Source organism: Actinoplanes sp. NPDC021490, from assembly GCF_055562135.1.
Genome location: NZ_JBVHFW010000008.1, coordinates 293,427 through 311,901, shown reverse-complemented (window position 1 = coordinate 311,901; position 18,475 = coordinate 293,427). Strand labels below are relative to the sequence as shown.

Genomic DNA, 18,475 nt, shown 5'->3' with positions numbered 1-18,475 from the left:
AGAGCCGTGCAGCGCAGAGCCGTGCAGCGCAGAGCCGTGCAGCGCAGAGCCGTGCAGCGCAGAGCCGTGCAGCGCAGAGCCGTGCAGCGCAGAGCCGTGCAGCGCAGAGCGGTGGAACGCAGCCCGACGCAGCGCAGACGGTGCGGTGCAGACCGCCGCGGCGCAGGGCGGTGCGGTGCAGGGCGGTGCGGTGCAGACCGGCCCGGGGCAGACCGGCCCGGGGCAGGGCGGCGCGTACAGATCGGTGGAACGCCGATCGGTGCGCCGCAAACCGGATCAGGACGACACGCAGAGCCGCCAACAAACACGGCAGGGCCACCGACACAGCCGAGCACAAAGCGCAGCCGTCAAGACGCCGGACAATCGAGGCATGCGACGGCGGGCCTCAGAACGAACAACTGCGTCAGCGACGCAAGGCGGGCTCCAGCACGGTGAAGGCTTCGTCCACCAGCTCCTGCGGGTCGACCTCGCCGCCGCTGTTGGCCCACCTCTGCACCGCCGCGTCGAAGGCGGCCAGCGCCATCCGGACCGCCATCTCGGGGAACAGGTCGTTCGGTGGCAGGTCCAGGCGTGCGGCCAGCACCGTCGTCAAGCCGGCCTGTGCGTCGGCCTGCAGGGAGAGGAAGCGGGCGTGCAGGGCCGGTGTTCCGAGGATCAGCCGGACCACCGCCAGCATTTTGACCGGGTCGTGGTGGCCTGAGCACAAGTCGATGGCTACGCCCACCGCCCGGCGCAAAGCTACCGCGGGGGGCTCGGCGGCCGGGCGGGCAGATAGTTCAGCCTGCACCTGGTTGCCCACGTCGGCCAGCAACTGGATGACCACGTCCTCCTTGGAGGCGTAGTAGCGGTGGAACGTGCGACGGGACATGCCGGCCGCGGCGGCTATCTCGTCGACTGTGGTGGTGTCGTAGCCCTGAGCGGCCAGCAGCTGGAGGGCTATTTCGCGCAGCTCGTCGCTCACCAGCTGCCGTTTGCGCTGGGCCAGTGAGGGCGGGGGAATCATGAACGGCATGGTACGCCATGGCACTGTTGACACACTGTGTCAGCGGAGGCACCATGAGCCGCATGGGATCTGTCTATGTCGTCACCGGCGCGAACAGCGGGCTGGGATTTGCGACTACCAAAGCGCTCACCGACCGCGGCGCTCACGTGATCATGGGCGTACGGGATGAAGCGAAGGGCCGGGCTGCTCGGGCGCGCCTGACCGGAGGTAGCAGCGAGGTGCGGGTGGTCGATCTGGCCGACCTGGACTCGGTGCGCGCGTTCGCGGAGGGGATCGAGCGGGCCGATGTGCTGATCAACAACGCGGGGGTGATGGGGTTGCCGCGCACGCTCAGCGCTCAAGGGTTCGAGATGCAGTTCGCGGTGAACCATCTGGCCCACTTCGCGCTGACCGGCCTGCTGCTCGACCGGCTCACCGACCGGGTCGTGACGGTCAGTTCGACCCTGCATCGGCAGGGCCGGCTGAACTTCGACGACCTGAACGCCGAGCACGGCTACCGGCCGGGCGCCGCCTACAACCAGTCGAAGCTCGCCAACGTCGTCTTCGGCCTGGAGCTGCAGCGCCGGCTGACCGCCGCGGGCTCGCCCGTGCTGAGCGTGCTGGCCCATCCGGGTTATGCGGCGACCAGCCTGCAGGGCAAGACGCAACCGGGCCTGTACCGGATGGCCCTCCTGCTCGGCAACCGGATCCTGGCCGCCTCGGCCGCCGACGGCGCGCGGTCCACGGTGTTCGCCGCGACCGCCAAAGCCGTGCCGGGCAAAGCCGTGACGGGCAAAGCCATGACGGGCAAAGCCGCGACCGCCGAAGCCGTGACGGGCGAAGCCATGCCGGGCGAAGCCATGCCGGGCGAAGCCATGCCGGGCGAAACAGCGACCGCCAAAGCCGCGCCGAGCGAAGCCATGAGGGGCGAAGCAGTGACGGGCGAAGCAGTGACGGGCGGCCAGTTCATCGGTCCGGGCGGGCCCGGCGAGATGCGCGGAGCCCCGCGCGTCGTCAAGCCCGCCCCCGCCGCGTCCGACCCCGGCACCGCGCGGCGCCTGTGGTCGGTCTCGGAGGAGATGACCGGCGTCCGCTACTTGTCGACGATGGTCGGATAGAACTGGTCGAAGCTGATCGTCTTGCCGAAGCCGCTCGCCACGATGAACGTGATCCCCAGGAGCACCCCGAGGATCACCACGGCGAACAGCCCGTACGCGAGGGGCTTGCCGGCCGGTCGGGGCGGCGTGGCCGCGCCCCACGCGAGGGAGCGGATGCCGAGCGCGAACAACGCCGGCAGCCCCGCTCCGAGGATCAGGCCGGCCGCCAGCACCTTCCAGGCGCCTTCGAGGGCGAATCCGAAGTTGCTCATGACGCCACCGATCCCGCCGGGACGGGCGGCGACGAGGGGGCGGTGGGGGCCGTGGGGGCCGGCTCCCACTCCTCGTTGACGTTGTTGTGGTCGATCGGGGCGAGCCGCGACCGCAGCCACATGCCCGCGGCCGCCAGCAGCAGCACGACGAAGATGACGATCGCGCCCGCGACCCCGCCGACGAGGTCGCCGAGATACCACATCAGCGCGCCGACCACGGCGGCGGCGGGCAGGGTGATCAGCCACGCGGCGACCATGCGGCCGGCCACCCGCCAGCGCACCCGGGCGCCGGGCTTGCCCACGCCCGAGCCGAGGATCGAGCCGGTGGCCACGTGCGTCGTCGACAGCGCGAAGCCGAGGTGGCTGGAGGCCAGGATGACCGCGGCCGACGAGGATTCCGCGGCCATGCCCTGCGGCGGCGCGATTTCCACCAGACCCTTGCCCAGCGTACGGATGATCCTCCACCCGCCGAGGTAGGTGCCCAGCGCGATCGCCACGGCGCAGCTCGCCTTGACCCAGAACGGGATGCTGCCGGTGTCGGTCCAGTCCCCGGCCGCGATCAGGGCGAGGGTGATGACGCCCATCGTCTTCTGGGCGTCGTTGGTGCCGTGGGCCAGCGAGACCAGCGAGGCGCTGCCGATCTGGCCCCAGCGGAAGCCGTTCTCGGTGAAGCGCTGGGCCACCCCGACGGTGATCTTGTAAATCACCCAGGTGCCGACGGCGGCGACCACGCCCGCGATCACCGGTGAGATCAGGGCGGGCAGGATCACCTTGCCGACGACGCCGTCCAGCTTGGTGCCGTTGCCGTTCCAGTTGACCCCGGCCCAGCCGAGCCCGGCGATGGTGGCGCCGACCAGGCCGCCGAACAGCGCGTGCGAGGAGCTCGAGGGCAGGCCCAGCAGCCAGGTGAACAGGTTCCAGACGATGCCGCCGATCAGGCCGGCCAGCACGATCAGCAGCAGGGCCGTGCCGCCGTCGGAGGTCAGGGACTCCTTGGGGGTGCCGTCGGGGTTCTGGATGCGGACGACCGCGTTGCTGACGGTCAGGGCGACCTCGACCGACAGGAACGCGCCGACCAGGTTGAGGATGCCGGAGAGCGCGACGGCCGTTTTGGGCCGCAGGGCGCGGGTGGCGATGGAGGTGGCCATCGCGTTCGCCGTGTCGTGGAACCCGTTGGTGAAGTCGAAGCCGAGGGCCGTGACCACCACCAGGGCCAGGATCACCGATGTCTCTGTCACACCGTCAGAGTCGCTGGTCGAAGATCAGACCAGAAGAGTTCAACTAGTGTGAATTTGATATTACGTGCTCGTTACCCTGGAGATCAGGGCCCGTTTACCGTTCGTTCATCTTGCGACCGGGTCCGGAGTCCCGGCCGCAAGCCCTCGTGCGCAATGTCACTCGATCGGCGGGTCCGCGAGCGGCCAGCCACCGGCCGCCAGGTGGGCCGAGACGCGGGCCACGTCGGCCGGGGTGGCCTCCTGCAGCATCGAGTCACTGATCATCGTCTCGATGTCGTCCCCGGTGATCGGATCCTCGCTGGTCAGCGACTGCTCGGCCAGATCCGAGGCGATCTTGCGGATCTCGTCCTCGGTCAGCTTGCGGCGCAGCACGCCGAGCAGGGCCACGTAGTCCTGGCGGGGCACCCCGGCCGGGTAGCCCGCGCGGAGCCAGCCGACCGTACGGGTCAGGAAGTTGGAGCGGTTGTCGGTCACTGCCGTCCCCTACTTGTCGACGATGGTCGGGTAGATGTGCTCGAAGCTCAGCGCCTTGCCGAAGCCGCCGGCCACGATGAACGTGATACCCAGCAGGACGCCGAGGATGACCACCGCGAACAACAAGTAGCCCAGCGCCTTGCCGGCCGGGTTGGGCGCGGCCGCGTCCACCTCGGCGTCGCCTCCGGCGCCCCAGGCCAGCGACCGGATGCCCAGCGCGAACAGGGCGGGCAGCCCGGCGCCGAGGATCAGGCCGGCGGCCAGCACCTTCCATGCGCCCTCGAGCGCGAATCCCAGGTTGTGCATGTCAGCAGCCCTCTCAGCTGGCCGTGCCGGCCGGGACCCGCGGCGTGGCCGTCTCGTCGTCCCAGTCGTCGTTGACGTTGTTGTGGTCGACCGGCGTCTTGCGCGAGTGCCAGTACATGTATCCGGCCGCCGCGAGGAGCAGTACGAAGACCACGAGCGCACCGGCCAGCCCGCCGAACAGGTGACCGATGTACCACATGACCGCGCCGACCACGGCCGCCGAGGGCAGCGTGATCAGCCAGGCCGCGACCATGCGGCCGGCCACCCGCCAGCGCACCTGGGCCCCCGGCTTGCCCACGCCCGAGCCGAGGATCGAGCCGGTCGCCACGTGCGTGGTGGACAGCGCGAACCCGAGGTGGCTGGAGGCGAGGATGACCGCGGCCGAGGCCGACTCGGCCGCCATGCCCTGCGGCGGCGCGATCTCGACCAGACCCTTGCCGAGCGTACGGATGATCCGCCAGCCGCCCAAGTAGGTGCCGAGAGCAATGGCGATCGCGCAGGACGCCTTGACCCAGAACGGGATGTTCTCGGTGTCGGTCCAGTCGCCGGTGGCGATCAGCGCGAGGGTGATGACGCCCATCGTCTTCTGGGCGTCGTTGGTGCCGTGGGCCAGCGAGACCAGCGAGGCGCTGCCGATCTGGCCCCAGCGGAACCCGTTGTCAGTGAAGCGCTGCGCGACGCCGAGGGTCACCTTGTAGATGATCCAGGTGCCGGCCGCGGCGACCAGGCCCGCGATCACCGGGGACATGAAGGCCGGGAGGATGACCTTGCCGATCACCCCGTCGAGCTTGGAGCCGTCGCCGTTCCAGTTGACCCCGGCCCAGCCCAGGCCCGCGATGGTGGCGCCGATCAGGCCGCCGAACAGCGCGTGCGAGGAGCTCGAGGGCAGGCCCAGCAGCCACGTCAGCAGGTTCCAGACGATGCCGCCGATCAGGCCGCACAGGATGATCAGCAGCAGGGCCGTGCCGCCGTCGGAGGTCAGGGATTCCTTGGGGGTGCCGTCGGAGTTCTGGATGCGGACGACCGCGTTGCTGACGGTCAGGGCAACCTCGACCGACAGAAAAGCGCCGACCAGGTTGAGGATGCCGGAGAGGGCCACGGCCACCTTTGGCCGCAGTGCTCCGGTGGCGATGGAGGTCGCCATCGCGTTCGCCGTGTCGTGGAACCCGTTGGTGAAGTCGAAGCCGAGGGCCGTGACGACCACCAGGGCCAGGATGACCGTTGTCTCTGTCACATCGTCAGCGTTGCCCTGGTAACGCCCGGCTGAAAGAAAGCTGAGACGAACGGTGGCCAAACTTTGCGCATGGGGAAGGCCGGGCCCCGTGGGCCCGGCCTTCCGTTGTTGTCACTCCGTCAGTTCGACGGCTGCAGAACCACCGTGTCGCGGCCCGTCTGCGGCGGGACGCCGGTGTCGGTGTAGGAGGCGACGAACACGCCCGTCAGGTTGTCGGCCCCGGCGTGACCGGGGTCGAGGAACGTGACGATCGAGCCGGTGCAGCCGGACGCCGTGCTCAGCGGGTGCCCGTGCTGGTCGTGCCCGAGGATGTACGTCACGGTGACCCGCGAGCAGTCGACCGGGGCGTCGTCGGTCACGCGCACCTCGAAGTTCACCGTGTCGCCGAAGGCGAACGGCTGGCCGTCCTGCGGCGTGACGAACTCGACGACCGGGGCCGCCGTGCCGACCGGCAGGATGACCTCGGCCGAGGCCGACCGTCCGGTGCTGTCGGTGACCTTCAGCGTCGGGCGGTAGTCGCCGTTCGCGGTGAACGTGAAGGTCGGGTTGGGATCGGTCGAGTCCACCCGGTTGTCGTTGTCGAGGTACCAGGCGTACTTCAGCGCGTCACCGTCGGGGTCGGTGGTGCCGGCGCTGGAGAACGTGACGGTCAGCGGCGCCTGTCCCGTGGCCGGGGTGGCCGACACCTTCGGGATCGGGGTGCGGTTGCCGCGCACGTAGTCGAACCGGGAGAGCTGGGCGTCCGGGTTCTCGTTGAAGTAACCGTCGCCGTACTCGAGGACGTAGAGCGCGCCGTCCGGGCCGAACTCGAGGTCCATCGGGTTGTCGAAGACGAGTTCCGGCAGAACCGGCTCGACCTTCGTCACCTGGTTGCGGCGGTCGAGGGTGAGCGCCTTGACCCAGTCGCGGGTCCACTCGCCCAGCAGCGGCTTGCCGTCGAACGCCTCGGGCCACTTGATCTGCGACCGCGAGCGCCGGTCGTAGTCGTAGGCCGGGCCGCCCATCGGGCCGATGCCGCCCGTGCCCAGCTCCGGGAACTGCGCGCTGGGGCCGTACCCGTAAATGATCTCCGGCTTCTCGACCGGCGGCAGGTTCCGCAGGCCGGTGTTGTTGGGCGACTCGTTGACCGGCTTGGCGCAGTTGAACGGCGCGCCGGAGGTGCCGGTGGCGAAGTCGTAGTCCACGTAGGGCTGGTCGGGCGCCACGCAGTACGGCCAGCCGTAGTTGGCGGGCTTGTCGACGGCCAGCCAGCGGCCCTGACCGGCCGGGCCCCGCGCCGGGTTGGCGTTCTGCGCGTCGGGCGAGTAGTCGCCGACGTAGACGACGTCCGTCTCCGGGTCGATGGTGAACCGGAACGGGTTGCGCAGGCCCATGGCGTAGATCTCGGGCCGGGTCTTGGGTGTGCCCGGCTTGAAGAGGTTGCCCCGGGGGACCGTGTACTTGCCGCTCTTCGAGACCTTGATGCGCAGGACCTTGCCGCGCAGGTCGTTGGTGTTGGCCGCGCTGCGCTGGGCGTCGAAGACCGGGTTGCGGTTCGCGCGCTCGTCCAGCGGGGCGTAGCCGTCGGAGAAGAACGGGTTGCTGTCGTCACCGGTCGACAGGTACAGGTTGCCCTTGCTGTCGAAGTCGATCTTGCCGCCGACGTGGCAGCACTGACCGCGGTCGGTGGCCACCTGCATGATCTTCTGCTCGGTGTTCAGCCGCAGAGTGCTGCCCTGCAGCTTGTACCGGGACAGTTGCATGTGGCCCTTGAACCGCGCGAAGTCGGCTGCCGTGCCCTCGGCCGGCGCGTCACCCTCGTTGATCTGCGGGGTGTTCGGGTCGTCGGAGGGCGTGTCCAGCGGCGGCGAGTAGTAGACGTAGACCCACTTGTTCTGCTCGAAGTCGGGGTCGATCGCGATGCCCTGCACGCCCTCCTCGTCGTGGAGGTAGACCGGGATCGTCGCGGCCAGCACGTTGCGCCCGGTGGCGGGCTCGTGGATGCGGACCTCGCCACCGCGGGCCGTGTGCAGCACGCGCCGGTCGGGCAGGACGGCGAGCGCAATGGGCTCGCCCGGGAAGTCGTTGAGCGTGACTTTCTGGAAGTCGGAGGACGGCGGCAGCGGCTGGCTCGGCTTGCTGGGGCCGGCCACGGCCACGGCCGGGGTGACCAGCAGGGCCACACCGGTGACGCTGAGGATTCCCAGTCGGCGCAGCATCAGAAACGCAGCCCGTCCAGGAAGTCGAAACCGCGCTCGGCGGTCACGAGGGCGTCGGCCGGGGTGCGCGGCGGCGATCCCGCGTCGTCGCGTTCCACGATGTACTCGATGAGTCCGGCCTCCTTGGAGTTCTGGAAGATGCGGCCGAAGTCGATCAGGCCGTCACCCGGGTCGGCGAAGGTGGCGTTCACGTCGAGGTCCTTGACGTGCACCTGCTTGATCCGGCCCCGGTTCTTCTTGATCAGGTCGACCGGGTCGTTGGCCCCGCGGAACGCCCAGAACAGGTCGACCTCGAGGTGTACGTACCGGTCGTCGGTCTCACCGGTCAGGATGTCGTAACCGGTGAGCTTGGTGCCGTTCTGCCGGAAGAACTCGGCGTGGTGGTTGTGGTAGCCGAACGACAGCCCGGCCCGCCTCGCGAGTTTGCCGGCCTTGTTGAGGTCGGCCGCGAAGGCGCGGTAGACGGCGGCGTCCCGGATCGGGCCGTTGGCGCCCTGTCCGAAGAACGGGTGGACGATGAACTTGTTGCCGACGATGTTCGCGTCCTGGAGGGCTTTCTCCCAGGTGTTCGCGTCGAACGGCTGCGGGATGCCGACATGGCCCGAGGTGGCGCGCAGGCCGGCGGCGTCGAGAGCGGCCCGGAACTGGGCGGCCGTGCGGCCGACGAAGCCGGCGTGCTCGACTCGCTTGTAGCCGATCTCGGCCAGCTCCGCGAGGCTGGCTTCGAGGTTGATGCTCAGCTGGTTGCGCAACGTGTAAAGCTGCACGCTGATCTGGTCACGGGGCACCCGCCGGGACGACGAGTGCGAGCCGCCCGCGGAGGCGGCGCCCGGTACTGCGAGGGTTGCCGCGGCACCGGCCGCGGCGGCGGCGCCGAGTAGTTGACGACGGTTCAGTGACTGCGGCATTGCGGTCTCCTTCGAACGACATCGCTCGATACATTACGCAGGTGTTTCGTTCGAAGGGAACCTAAGTTTCTTCAGATCTAGCAAAAGTTTCCCGCACTCGGGCAAAACCTTCCGGTCACCGTACGTAGCGACAGCCATCACTGATTCGAAGTCTTTCGACTACTGCAACGCGAACCCCGCCGAGCCGCGTCTTAGACATCAAGCGCGCCGAGTTCCCAGGGAACAAAACTCGACAGGGGGACCGGAAACAATGCAAGAAACGGGATTCGAGGCCATCACCAAAGATCAACGGGACCAATTCCTGCGGGACGGGGTTCTGCTGGTCCGCAACGCGCTCGACGAGGAGCGCCGCGCACGACTCGAGGCCGCCGTCGACCGGGTCTACGAGCAGGAACGCAAGGCGGACCGGCTCAGGCCCGACGGCACCCTGCACATGCTCGGCTTCCTGCCCCGCGACGAGGAGTTCGGCGAGCTGCTCACCCTTCCGACCACCTTCCCGTACGTCTGGGGGCTGGCCGGCTGGAACATCTACACGCACCACAACCATCTGGACGTGACGCCGCCGAAGCCGTTGGAAGAGGAGCCGGCGTGGGGCTGGCACCAGGACGGATATCGGCAGAACAGCGATCCGGAGCGGCTCGACGTGGAGCAGCCGCGGCCGATGTTGTCGCTCAAGGTGGCGTACGTGCTCTCGGATCTGTCGCGCACCGGGCGGGGTGCGACCAAGGTGATCCCGGGCAGCCACCTGAACAACACATTGGAGCGTCCCGAGGGCGGCACGGACCCGCGCGGCACCATGGAGATCACGGCGAACGCGGGCGACTGCTTCATCTTCGACCGGCGGCTCTGGCACTCACGATCGGCCAACCGCAGCGCCGTCACGCGCAAGATCCTGTTCATCGGGTACACGTACCGCTGGATCCGGCCGCTCGACGACATGCCGATCGACAAGGACTCCGAATGGTGGCGTAATCGCACGCCGGTGCAGCGCCAATTGCTCGGCGAGGCGCCGCACACGGCGAATCACTGGGGTGTCGGATGGGACGGATACATCGACGAGAAGATTCCCCTGCGGCACGAATTGTCGACGCGCGGGCTGCTCGATCGATCGGTTCCCTGGTTGCGCTGATCACGCCGGAAAGCGTCACGGTGGGTGATCACCGTTGGCCCCTCCCTGCCCCCGGGAAGGGGCCAACGGGTCCCGCATGCCGAGATCAGACGATCCGGGCCTCGGCGTCCACCCGGGACAACGCATCGGTCAAAATCGACAAACCGGCGCGCGCCTCGTCCTCGGTCAGGGTCAGCGGCGGCCCCATCCGCAGCACGTTGCCGTAGAGGCCACCCTTGCCGACCAGCAGCCCACCGGCCCGGCACTCGTCGAAGACGCGGACGGTCGCGGCCGCGTCGGGTTCCTTCGTGCCCGGGCGGACGATCTCGACCCCGATCATCAGGCCCTTGCCGCGCACCTCGCCCACACAGGCCAGATCGAGCGCGCGCAGGCCGTCGAGCAGGATCGCGCCGGTGCGGGCGGCGTTGGCCTGCAGGTCGTGGTCGAGCAGGTAGTCGAGCACGGCAACGCCGGCCGACATCGAGAGCGGGTTGCCGCCGAACGTGGAGAAGCTGATCGCCGGGACCGCGTTCATCACCCCGGCCCGCCCGGCCACGCCGCCCAGCGCGAAGCCGTTGCCGATGCCCTTGGCGAAGGTGATCAGGTCGGGCGTGACCCCGTGCGCCTGATAACCCCAGAAATGCTCGCCCGTACGCCCCCAGCCGGTCTGCACCTCGTCGGCGATCAGCAGGATCCCGTGTTCGCCCAGGACCTTCTGGTACGCCCCGAGCAGCCCGTCCGGGCCGGCCACGAACCCGCCGACACCCTGGATCGGCTCGGCGATCATCGCGGCCACGTCCCCGGCGGTGACCGTGGCCAGCACCTCGCGCAGGTCGTCGACGGCCGCGTCGAGGATGTCGCCGTCGGCCAGCCCGGCCATCCGCCCGCGCAGCCGGTCGCCCGAGGCCAGCCAGGACACGTTGAGCGGACTGAGCGAACTGGACGACCAGCTGCGGTGCCCGGTGACGGCCATGGTCGCGAACGTGCGGCCGTGGTAGCTGTTCTTGATGGCCAGGATCTGGTTCGAGTGGCGCACGTTCGCGGCCATCAGCAGCGCGGTCTCGTTGGCCTCGCTGCCCGAGTTGGTGAAGAAGACCCGGGCGTCCGGGATGCCGGAGACGCGGGCGATCCGCTCGGCCAGCTCGACCTGCTGACGGATCAGGTACAACGTGGACGAGTGCACGACACCGGTCGCGAGCTGACGCCGTACGGCCTCGTTGATCTCCGGAATGTCGTAGCCGATCATGTTGGTCAGCACGCCACCGAAGAAGTCGAGATAGGTGCGGCCGTCGGCGCCGGTGACGTGGCGCCCCGACCCCGCAACGATCTCGAGGGCGTCGTCGCCGTAGTAGACCGGCATCCAGCCCGGCATCACGGCACGGTGGCGGGCCAGCAGGTCATCGCTCATGGTCGGCTCCTTCTCCGGTTCATCGCCAGCCTCGCGGGTGCGGGCGGGCTCGGGGGCCGCTTCCGCGGCTGTCGAGCAGGGCTGCGGCGGCCAGAATGTCGGCCAGGTCGTCGACGTCACCGGCGACCAGGCCCACGGTCACCCGCACGTGGTCGTCGGGCAGCGGGAAGACGCAGAACGGCGCGCCCGGGGAGACGGCAATCCCGTGGGCGGCCAGCGCGACCATGGCGATCTGCTGATCATCGACGGTCATCCACAGGTTGATGCCGTCGGCGGCGGTCGCGGTCACGCCCCGGGAGCGCAACGCCTCGAGCAGCGTCGCGCGCCTGGTGGCGTACGCGGAACGGGCTTGGGAAATCTGGGCGACGGCCGCCGGATCGGTCAGCAGATCGAGCAGCACACCCTGCAGCAGGCGGCTGGACCAGCCGGGGCCGAGCAGCCGCCGGTCCGCCACTGGGCCGATCACGCGGGCCGGGCCGCCGACCGCCGCCAGCCGCAGATCGGGCCCGTGACTCTTGCTGAAGCTGGCCACGTGCACCGTCCGGGACGGCACATGCCGGCCCACGCTGACCTGCGCCGCCGTCGCGATGTCGCCCGCGTGATCATCCTCGACGACCAGCACCTCGGGGAAGGCGGCGAGGACCGTGGCCAGCTCGGACGCGCGCGTGGCGGACATGCTGACACCGGTCGGGTTGTGCGCGCGGGGCTGCAGGAACACGGCGACCGCCGGATAGTCGGTGAGCACCGCGTGCAGAAGATCGGGGCGCATCCCGTACGCGTCCAGGGGCACCCCGACCACCGTGGCGCCGACGGTCTGCAGCAGGTCGAGCAGGGGTGGAAAGGCCGGATTTTCCACCACCACGTGGTCGCCGAAGCGCACCACCTCGCCGATCACGCGGTCGATCGCGTCGAGCGCGCCGTCGACCACAGTCAGCTGCTCGGGCGGGAACGGCCAGCGCTCGCGCAGCACCGATTCCAGCCGCGGCAGCACCGGCGCGTCGAGGTAGCTCGTGGTCAGCCGCCCGTCCCCGATCCGCTTGAGCGCGTCGGTCAGATCCGGCAGAAGGTCGTGGTCCGGTACGCCGGTCGACAGGTCGCGAACATAGGTCCCGCTCGTCACGGAGGAGTCCGGCGCCGCGCCCAGCTGGGAATAGCGCCACCGCTGACGGGGCAGCACCGGCGCCGCCACGAACGTGCCCGACCGCCCCCGGGTCTGGATCGCCCCGGCCCGGGTCAGGCTGCGCCACGCCTCGCTGACCGTCGTCGGGCTGACCCCGAGCTCGCGCGCGACAACGCGGACCGTCGGCAGCCGGGTGCCCGCGGTCAGCTGCCCGGCGGTCACCAACCGGCTCACGGCCGCGGCAATCCCGCGGGCGCTGCGATCGTCGACAGCGTCCGTGATCAGCGCGAGCAAATTACCTCTCCGAAACATTCCGTTACGTTCAGGCAATTGTCCGCCTGAATGTGTGTCGTTAGTGTCCTACGGCATCCGAAGCCCACAATCAAGAGCTAGCGCAGCTGGTATGACGGGGAGTAGACACACGATCACAGGCGCATCCACCGCGCCGCCGCTTCAACGAAAGGGCCGTCATGAGCGATATCGTTCGCGCCGCCCTCGTTCAGACCACCTGGACGGGCGATAAGGAATCGATGATCAAGGCGCACGAGGACTACGCCCGCGACGCCGCCGCCCAGGGGGCGAAGGTGATCTGCTTCCAGGAACTTTTTTACGGCCCCTACTTCTGTCAAGTTCAGGAGCCCGAGTTCTACGAGTACGCCGAATCCATCCCCGGTCCGACCACCGAGCGCTTCCAGGCCCTGGCGGCCGAGCTCGGCATGGTGATGGTGCTTCCGATGTACGAGAAGGAGCAGGAGGGCGTCCTCTACAACACCGCGGCGGTGGTCGACGCCGACGGCTCCTACCTCGGCAAGTACCGCAAGCACCACATCCCGCAGGTGAAGGGCTTCTGGGAGAAGTTCTACTTCCGTCCCGGCAACCTCGGCTACCCCGTCTTCGACACCGCGGTCGGCAAGGTCGGTGTCTACATCTGCTACGACCGGCACTTCCCCGAGGGCTGGCGTGAGCTGGGCCTGGGCGGCGCGCAGATCGTGTTCAACCCGTCGGCCACCAGCCGCGGCCTGAGCGGCTATCTCTGGCAGCTCGAGCAGCCGGCCAGCGCGGTCGCCAACGAGTACTACATCGGCGCGATCAACCGGGTCGGCGTCGAGGCGCTGGGTGACAACGACTTCTACGGCCAGAGCTACTTCGTCGATCCCGAGGGCAAGTTCGTCGGCGAGGTCGGCGACACCCACAATCCGGAGCTCATCGTCCGCGACCTCGACCTGGGCCTGATCAAGACGGTCCGCGAGCGCTGGCAGTTCTATCGCGACCGGCGGCCCGAGTCCTACACCCGGACGGTGGCACTGTGAGCATCCTGATCAAGAACGGGACGGTGATCGGGCCGACCGGTCCCTACGCGGCCGACGTCCTGGTCGACGGCGAGACCATCGCCGCCATCTTCGCGCCCGGCCGGGCTCCCGAGGGCCCCGAGGTCATCGACGCCACCGGCAAGTACGTGATCCCCGGCGCGGTCGACGCCCACACGCACATGGAGCTGCCGTTCGGCGGCACCGCGGCCAGCGACACGTTCGACACCGGCACCCGGGGCGCGGCGATCGGCGGCACCACCACGATCATCGACTTCGCGGTGCAGCGCTACGGCGAGGTCGTGCAGGACGGGCTGGCCGCGTGGCACGCCAAGGCGGCCGGCAACTGCCACATCGACTACGGCTTCCACATGATCCTGGGCGGCGTGGACGACGACGCCCTCAAGGCCATGGACCAGCTCGTCGGCACCGAGGGCATCACCAGCTTCAAGCTGTTCATGGCCTATCCGGGCGTCTTCTATTCCGACGACGGTCAGATCCTGCGGGCGATGCAGAAGGCGCGCGACAACGGCGCCATGATCATGATGCACGCCGAGAACGGGCCGGCCATCGACGTGCTGGTCAAGCAGGCTCTGGAACGCGGCGAGACCGACCCGATTTACCACGGCCGGACCCGGCCCCAGGAGCTCGAGGCCGAGGCCACCAGCCGGGCCATCTGGCTGGCCTCGGTGGCCGCCGACTGCCCGCTGTACATCGTGCACCTGAGCGCCTCCAAGGCCCTCGAGCAGGTGAAGGCCGCCCGCGACCTGGGCCGCAACGTGTTCGCCGAGACCTGCCCGCAATATCTCTATCTGACGCTGGAGGACCAGCTCGGCGCGCCCGGCTTCGAGGGCGCCAAGTGGGTCTGCTCCACTCCCCTGCGCAGCAAGCACGAGAGCCACCGGGCCGACCTGTGGCAGGGCCTGCGCACCAACGACCTCTCGGTGGTGTCGACCGACCACTGTCCCTTCTGCATGAAGGACCAGAAGGAACTCGGCCTGGGCGACTTCTCGAAGATCCCGAACGGCATCGGCAGCGTCGAGCACCGCGTCGACCTGCTCTACCAGGGTGTCGTCGACGGCAAGCTGTCGCTGGCGCGCTGGGTCGAGACGATCGCGACCACCCCGGCGCGCATGTTCGGCATGTATCCGAAGAAGGGGATCATCGCCCCCGGTTCGGACGCCGACATCGTGCTCTACGACCCGGCCGGCCGCACCCGGATCAGCGTCGAGACCCACCACATGAACTTGGACCACTCGGCCTGGGAGGGCTGGGAGATCGACGGCAAGGTCGACACCGTGCTGTCCCGCGGCGAGGTCATCGCGTCCGGCGGCGAATACACCGGGCGGGCCGGCCGGGGCAAGTACGTCCCCCGCGCCCTCTCCGACTACCTGGTCTGAGGGAGAGCCCATGGACATCGGTGTGGTGCTGCAGAACAACCCGCCCGCGCGGGACGTGGTCGAGCTGGCCAAGCAGGCCGAGGCGGCCGGGTTCAGCCACGTCTGGACCTTCGACTCGCACGTGCTCTGGCAGGAGCCGTTCGTCATCTATTCGAAGATCCTCGACGAGACCGAACGGGTGATCGTCGGGCCGATGGTCACCAACCCGGGCACCCGGGACTGGACGGTCCTGGCCTCGATGTTCGCCACCCTCAACGAGATGTACGGCAACCGGACCATCTGCGGCATCGGCCGGGGCGACTCGGCACTGCGGGTGCTCGGCGCGCAGCCGCAGACCCTGGCTCAGCTGCGCGAGTCCATCGGGGTGATCCGGGGTCTGGCCAACGGCGAGAAGGTCCAGCTGCGGGGCACCGAACAGCAGTTGGCGTGGGCGTCCGGCAGTGAGCTCGAGGTGTGGGTGGCGGCGTACGGGCCGAAGGCTCTGGCTCTGACCGGCGAGGTCGGCGACGGGTACATCCTGCAGCTGGCCGACCCCGACATCGCCGCCTGGATGATCGCGGCGGTGCGGCGCGCGGCCGAACAGGCGGGCCGGGATCCGATGGCCATCAAGTTCTGTGTGGCCGCCCCGGCGTACGTGGGAGACGATCTCGGCCATCAGCGGGAGCAGACGCGCTGGTTCGGCGGCATGGTCGGCAACCACGTGGCCGACATCGTCTCGCGGTACGGCGGCGACGGCACGGTGCCGCAGGTGCTGACCGACTACATCAAGGGCCGGCAGGGCTACGACTACGCCGAGCACGGCCGGGCGGGCAACTCGCACACCACGTTCGTGCCGGACGAGGTGGTCGACCGGTTCTGCATCCTCGGGCCGGTGGAGAACCACCTCAAGCGGCTCGAGGAGCTCAAGGCGCTGGGCGTCGACCAGTTCGCGGTCTATCTGCAGCACGACGCCAAGGAGGAGACGCTGAAGGCGTACGGCGAGCACATCATCCCGGCCGTCTCGTGAGGAAACTCCTGTACGTCCTGCTCGGGCTCGCGTTCTTCGTCGTGCTCTGGGAGGGCTACAAGCTCGTCGGCAACCCGGAGGGCACGGTGCTCCTCGGGACGCGGATCCTGCCGCGCGCCGACGACCTGTCGATGCCGCACCTGTGGACGGTGGCCGAACGGCTGGGCCGCCCCGAGCTGACCGGCGGCCGGCCGGTCTGGATCGTGGTCGTCCAGGCCTGCCTGTTCACGCTGGGCATCACGGCCGCCGGGTTCGTGATCGGCGCGTTCGTGGGGCTGCTGCTGGCGGTGGCGATGGAGCGCTTCCGGATCGTCGAGCGCGGGCTCCTGCCGTACGTGATCCTCAGCCAGACGGTGCCGCTGGTCGCGCTGGCGCCACTGGTGGCCGGGTGGAACGTGCTGTGGCCGGAGTGGATGACCGTCGCCCTGATCGCCGCCTACCTGGCCTTCTTCCCGGTCGCCGTGGGCATGCTGCGCGGCCTGCAGTCGCCCGGAGCGGCCGGGGTCGAGCTGATGCGCAGCTACGCCGCCGGCTGGTGGCGCACGCTGGTCAAGCTGCGCTTCCCGTCGTCGCTGCCGTACCTGTTCCCCGCGTTGCGGCTGGCCGGCGCGGCCGCGGTCGTGGGCGCGGTGGTCGGCGAGATCTCGACCGGCACGCGGGGCGGCATCGGGCGTCTCATCATCGAGTACTCCCGCGAGGCCACCTCGGACCCGGCCAAGGTCTACACCGCGATGCTCGGCGCCGCCCTGCTCGGCCTGATCGTCGCCGGCCTTGTCAGCCTGCTGGAACTGCCGCTGATGCGGCACCGCCGCCACGTGGAGGTGGTGACCCTATGACCGCCGTCGTGGTCGACAACGTCACGAAAGTCTTCAACCAGGGGCGTACGGATGAGGTCGTCGCTCTGTCCGATGTCGATCTGACGGTCGCGAGCGGCGAGTTCGTGTCGCTGATCGGCCCGTCCGGGTGCGGCAAGAGCACGCTGCTGCGGCTGATCGCCGACCTGATCGCGCCCAGCACCGGCACCGTCACGGTGGCCGGCAAGAGCGCGGGAGCGGCGCGCAAGGAACAGGCGTACGGGATCGCCTTTCAGCAGGCCGGTCTGTTCGAGTGGCGGACCGTGCTCAAGAACGTCGAGCTGCCGCTGGAACTGCGGGGGCTGTCGCGCGCCGAACGCAAGGCCAAGGCCGAGGAGATGCTGGCGCTGGTCGGGCTGGCCGAGTTCGCCGGGCACTACCCGGCCCAGCTCTCCGGCGGCATGCAGCAGCGGGTGGCGATCGCCCGGGCCCTGGCCGTGCGGCCGCCGCTGCTGCTGATGGACGAGCCGTTCGGGGCGCTGGACGAGATGACCCGCGAGCGGCTGCAGTCCGAGCTCCTGGCCATCTGCGCCCAGACCGGCACCAGCACCGTCTTCGTCACGCACTCCATCTCGGAGGCGGTGTTCCTCTCCGACCGGGTCGTGGTGATGTCGGCGCGGCCGGGCCGGATCACCGCCTCGATCCCGATCTCGCTGGAGAGCCGCGACGAGGCGGCCCGGCAGTCCCCGCAGTATTTCGAAAGCGTGACGTCGGTCCGGCAAGCGTTGCGGGGCGCCCCGCTGCGGAGCGCCTCGTGAAGTGGGCCCGCGCGATCCTGCCGCCGGTGGTCGTCGGCATCGTCGCGATCGTGTTGTGGGAGGTCGTGGTCACGGCCGGGCGGATCGCGCCGTACATCCTGCCCGCGCCGTCGGCCATCTGGGCCCAGCTGGTCGAGCAGCGGCAGAACGTCTGGGAGGCCGCGCTGGCCAGCGGGACCAACGCGCTGATCGGCCTGATCGGCGGGTCCGTGGCCGGCGTGCTGGCGGCCATGGTGTCGAGCCGGATCCGCCCGCTGGCCGAGGTGTCACTGCCGTTCGCGGCCGTGCTCAACGCGCTGCCGATCATCGCGCTGGCCCCGATCCTCAACAACATGTTCGAGTCGACCAGCAGCCTTCCGCGCCGGCTGGTGGCCGCGATCATCGTGTTCTTCCCGGTCTTCATCAACACGCTGCGCGGCCTGCGTGAGGTCGACCCCATCCATCAAGAGCTCATGCACACGTACGCGGCCAGTGGCTGGACCTTCGCGGTGAAGGTGCGCCTGCCCGGGTCGCTCCCCCACGTCTTCACCGGCCTGCGGCAGGCGTCGTCGCTGGCCGTGATCGCCGCGGTGGTCGCCGAATACTTCGGGGGCCTGCAGAACGGGCTGGGCTCACGGATCACCTCCGCCGCCGCGTTCACCGCCTATCCCCGCGCCTGGGCCTTCGTGGTCGGCGCCTGCCTGCTCGGACTCGTCTTCTACCTCACCACGCTGGTGCTGGAACGCCTCGCGATGCCGTGGCGGACCCGCCTGATCGCCTGAGCCGCCCACCCGATCCGCGCTCCCGCTCCTTCTCCTGCTTCCTC

18 protein-coding genes are annotated in these 18,475 nt (G+C 69.4%); 8 read left to right on the top strand and 10 right to left on the bottom strand.

What is annotated here, in order from left to right; translation table 11 throughout:
- Window positions 1-403: 403 nt before the first annotated feature.
- Window positions 404-1,003, bottom strand: a complete 600-nt coding sequence (locus tag ACZ3I4_RS23130; protein ID WP_465384065.1) for a TetR family transcriptional regulator — start codon at window positions 1,001-1,003, stop codon at window positions 404-406.
- A gap of 53 nt (window positions 1,004-1,056) precedes the next feature.
- Between ACZ3I4_RS23130 and ACZ3I4_RS23125 the strand changes: the two genes are divergently transcribed.
- Window positions 1,057-2,100: an SDR family NAD(P)-dependent oxidoreductase gene (locus ACZ3I4_RS23125; RefSeq protein WP_465384064.1), complete on the top strand. Its 1,044-nt coding sequence runs from the start codon at window positions 1,057-1,059 to the stop codon at window positions 2,098-2,100.
- On the opposite strand, the gene ACZ3I4_RS23120 is transcribed toward ACZ3I4_RS23125, so the two are convergent.
- From ACZ3I4_RS23120 to ACZ3I4_RS23090, 7 genes are all read right to left on the bottom strand, one after another.
- A complete protein-coding gene (locus ACZ3I4_RS23120) occupies window positions 2,076-2,351 on the bottom strand; it encodes a hypothetical protein (protein ID WP_465384063.1) in 276 nt (91 codons plus the stop codon). The genes ACZ3I4_RS23125 and ACZ3I4_RS23120 overlap by 25 nt on opposite strands.
- A complete protein-coding gene (locus tag ACZ3I4_RS23115) occupies window positions 2,348-3,589 on the bottom strand; it encodes an inorganic phosphate transporter (RefSeq protein ID WP_465384062.1) in 1,242 nt (413 codons plus the stop codon). The genes ACZ3I4_RS23120 and ACZ3I4_RS23115 overlap by 4 nt, the downstream gene beginning before the upstream one ends.
- Window positions 3,590-3,745: 156 nt before the next feature.
- A complete protein-coding gene (locus ACZ3I4_RS23110; protein WP_465384061.1) occupies window positions 3,746-4,063 on the bottom strand; it encodes a DUF3349 domain-containing protein in 318 nt (105 codons plus the stop codon).
- A 9-nt stretch (window positions 4,064-4,072) separates the two neighbouring features.
- Window positions 4,073-4,369: a hypothetical protein gene (locus ACZ3I4_RS23105; RefSeq protein ID WP_465384060.1), complete on the bottom strand. Its 297-nt coding sequence runs from the start codon at window positions 4,367-4,369 to the stop codon at window positions 4,073-4,075.
- Window positions 4,370-4,382: 13 nt separating this feature from the next.
- Window positions 4,383-5,603, bottom strand: a complete 1,221-nt coding sequence (locus ACZ3I4_RS23100; RefSeq protein WP_465384059.1) for an inorganic phosphate transporter — start codon at window positions 5,601-5,603, stop codon at window positions 4,383-4,385.
- A 119-nt stretch (window positions 5,604-5,722) separates the two neighbouring features.
- Entirely contained in the window at window positions 5,723-7,801 is a 2,079-nt protein-coding gene (locus ACZ3I4_RS23095; protein ID WP_465384058.1) for a PQQ-dependent sugar dehydrogenase, read from the bottom strand.
- A complete protein-coding gene (locus tag ACZ3I4_RS23090) occupies window positions 7,801-8,709 on the bottom strand; it encodes a sugar phosphate isomerase/epimerase family protein (RefSeq protein ID WP_465384057.1) in 909 nt (302 codons plus the stop codon). The genes ACZ3I4_RS23095 and ACZ3I4_RS23090 overlap by 1 nt, the downstream gene beginning before the upstream one ends.
- Window positions 8,710-8,959: 250 nt before the next feature.
- Between ACZ3I4_RS23090 and ACZ3I4_RS23085 the strand changes: the two genes are divergently transcribed.
- Window positions 8,960-9,838: a phytanoyl-CoA dioxygenase family protein gene (locus tag ACZ3I4_RS23085; protein WP_465384056.1), complete on the top strand. Its 879-nt coding sequence runs from the start codon at window positions 8,960-8,962 to the stop codon at window positions 9,836-9,838.
- Between the two features lie 85 nt (window positions 9,839-9,923).
- Here ACZ3I4_RS23085 and ACZ3I4_RS23080 read toward each other — a convergent pair whose 3' ends face one another.
- Together ACZ3I4_RS23080 and ACZ3I4_RS23075 are read right to left on the bottom strand one after the other, a co-directional pair.
- Window positions 9,924-11,225 carry an aspartate aminotransferase family protein gene (locus ACZ3I4_RS23080; RefSeq protein WP_465384055.1) on the bottom strand — a complete coding sequence of 434 codons (1,302 nt, stop codon included), beginning with the start codon at window positions 11,223-11,225 and terminating at the stop codon, window positions 9,924-9,926.
- A 19-nt stretch (window positions 11,226-11,244) separates the two neighbouring features.
- On the bottom strand, window positions 11,245-12,639 hold the full coding sequence (locus tag ACZ3I4_RS23075) for an aminotransferase class I/II-fold pyridoxal phosphate-dependent enzyme (RefSeq protein ID WP_465384054.1): 1,395 nt from the start codon (window positions 12,637-12,639) through the stop codon (window positions 11,245-11,247).
- Between the two features lie 176 nt (window positions 12,640-12,815).
- Between ACZ3I4_RS23075 and ACZ3I4_RS23070 the strand changes: the two genes are divergently transcribed.
- From ACZ3I4_RS23070 to ACZ3I4_RS23045, 6 genes are read left to right on the top strand one after another with little or no spacing between them, the layout of a single operon-like run.
- Window positions 12,816-13,655, top strand: a complete 840-nt coding sequence (locus ACZ3I4_RS23070; RefSeq protein WP_465384053.1) for a nitrilase-related carbon-nitrogen hydrolase — start codon at window positions 12,816-12,818, stop codon at window positions 13,653-13,655.
- Entirely contained in the window at window positions 13,652-15,052 is a 1,401-nt protein-coding gene (gene hydA / locus ACZ3I4_RS23065) for a dihydropyrimidinase (protein ID WP_465384052.1), read from the top strand. Before ACZ3I4_RS23070 ends, hydA begins: the two co-directional genes overlap by 4 nt.
- 10 nt (window positions 15,053-15,062) lie before the next feature.
- Window positions 15,063-16,058, top strand: coding sequence for a TIGR03842 family LLM class F420-dependent oxidoreductase (locus ACZ3I4_RS23060; RefSeq protein WP_465384051.1), 996 nt, complete (start codon window positions 15,063-15,065; stop codon window positions 16,056-16,058).
- A complete protein-coding gene (locus ACZ3I4_RS23055; protein WP_465384050.1) occupies window positions 16,055-16,894 on the top strand; it encodes an ABC transporter permease in 840 nt (279 codons plus the stop codon). The genes ACZ3I4_RS23060 and ACZ3I4_RS23055 overlap by 4 nt, the downstream gene beginning before the upstream one ends.
- Window positions 16,891-17,670, top strand: a complete 780-nt coding sequence (locus ACZ3I4_RS23050; protein ID WP_465384049.1) for an ABC transporter ATP-binding protein — start codon at window positions 16,891-16,893, stop codon at window positions 17,668-17,670. The genes ACZ3I4_RS23055 and ACZ3I4_RS23050 overlap by 4 nt, the downstream gene beginning before the upstream one ends.
- Window positions 17,667-18,431, top strand: coding sequence for an ABC transporter permease (locus tag ACZ3I4_RS23045; RefSeq protein ID WP_465384048.1), 765 nt, complete (start codon window positions 17,667-17,669; stop codon window positions 18,429-18,431). Before ACZ3I4_RS23050 ends, ACZ3I4_RS23045 begins: the two co-directional genes overlap by 4 nt.
- The last annotated feature ends 44 nt before the right edge of the window (window positions 18,432-18,475 follow it).

Coding starts and splice junctions, on each gene's coding strand:
- ACZ3I4_RS23120 (WP_465384063.1), bottom strand. CDS start 2,351: ATGAGCAACTTCGGATTCGCCCTCGAAGGCGCCTGGAAGGTGCTGGCG.
- ACZ3I4_RS23105 (WP_465384060.1), bottom strand. CDS start 4,369: ATGCACAACCTGGGATTCGCGCTCGAGGGCGCATGGAAGGTGCTGGCC.
- ACZ3I4_RS23090 (WP_465384057.1), bottom strand. CDS start 8,709: ATGCCGCAGTCACTGAACCGTCGTCAACTACTCGGCGCCGCCGCCGCG.
- ACZ3I4_RS23095 (WP_465384058.1), bottom strand. CDS start 7,801: ATGCTGCGCCGACTGGGAATCCTCAGCGTCACCGGTGTGGCCCTGCTG.
- ACZ3I4_RS23070 (WP_465384053.1), top strand. CDS start 12,816: ATGAGCGATATCGTTCGCGCCGCCCTCGTTCAGACCACCTGGACGGGC.
- ACZ3I4_RS23130 (WP_465384065.1), bottom strand. CDS start 1,003: ATGATTCCCCCGCCCTCACTGGCCCAGCGCAAACGGCAGCTGGTGAGC.
- ACZ3I4_RS23050 (WP_465384049.1), top strand. CDS start 16,891: ATGACCGCCGTCGTGGTCGACAACGTCACGAAAGTCTTCAACCAGGGG.
- ACZ3I4_RS23125 (WP_465384064.1), top strand. CDS start 1,057: ATGAGCCGCATGGGATCTGTCTATGTCGTCACCGGCGCGAACAGCGGG.
- ACZ3I4_RS23060 (WP_465384051.1), top strand. CDS start 15,063: ATGGACATCGGTGTGGTGCTGCAGAACAACCCGCCCGCGCGGGACGTG.
- ACZ3I4_RS23080 (WP_465384055.1), bottom strand. CDS start 11,225: ATGAGCGATGACCTGCTGGCCCGCCACCGTGCCGTGATGCCGGGCTGG.
- ACZ3I4_RS23085 (WP_465384056.1), top strand. CDS start 8,960: ATGCAAGAAACGGGATTCGAGGCCATCACCAAAGATCAACGGGACCAA.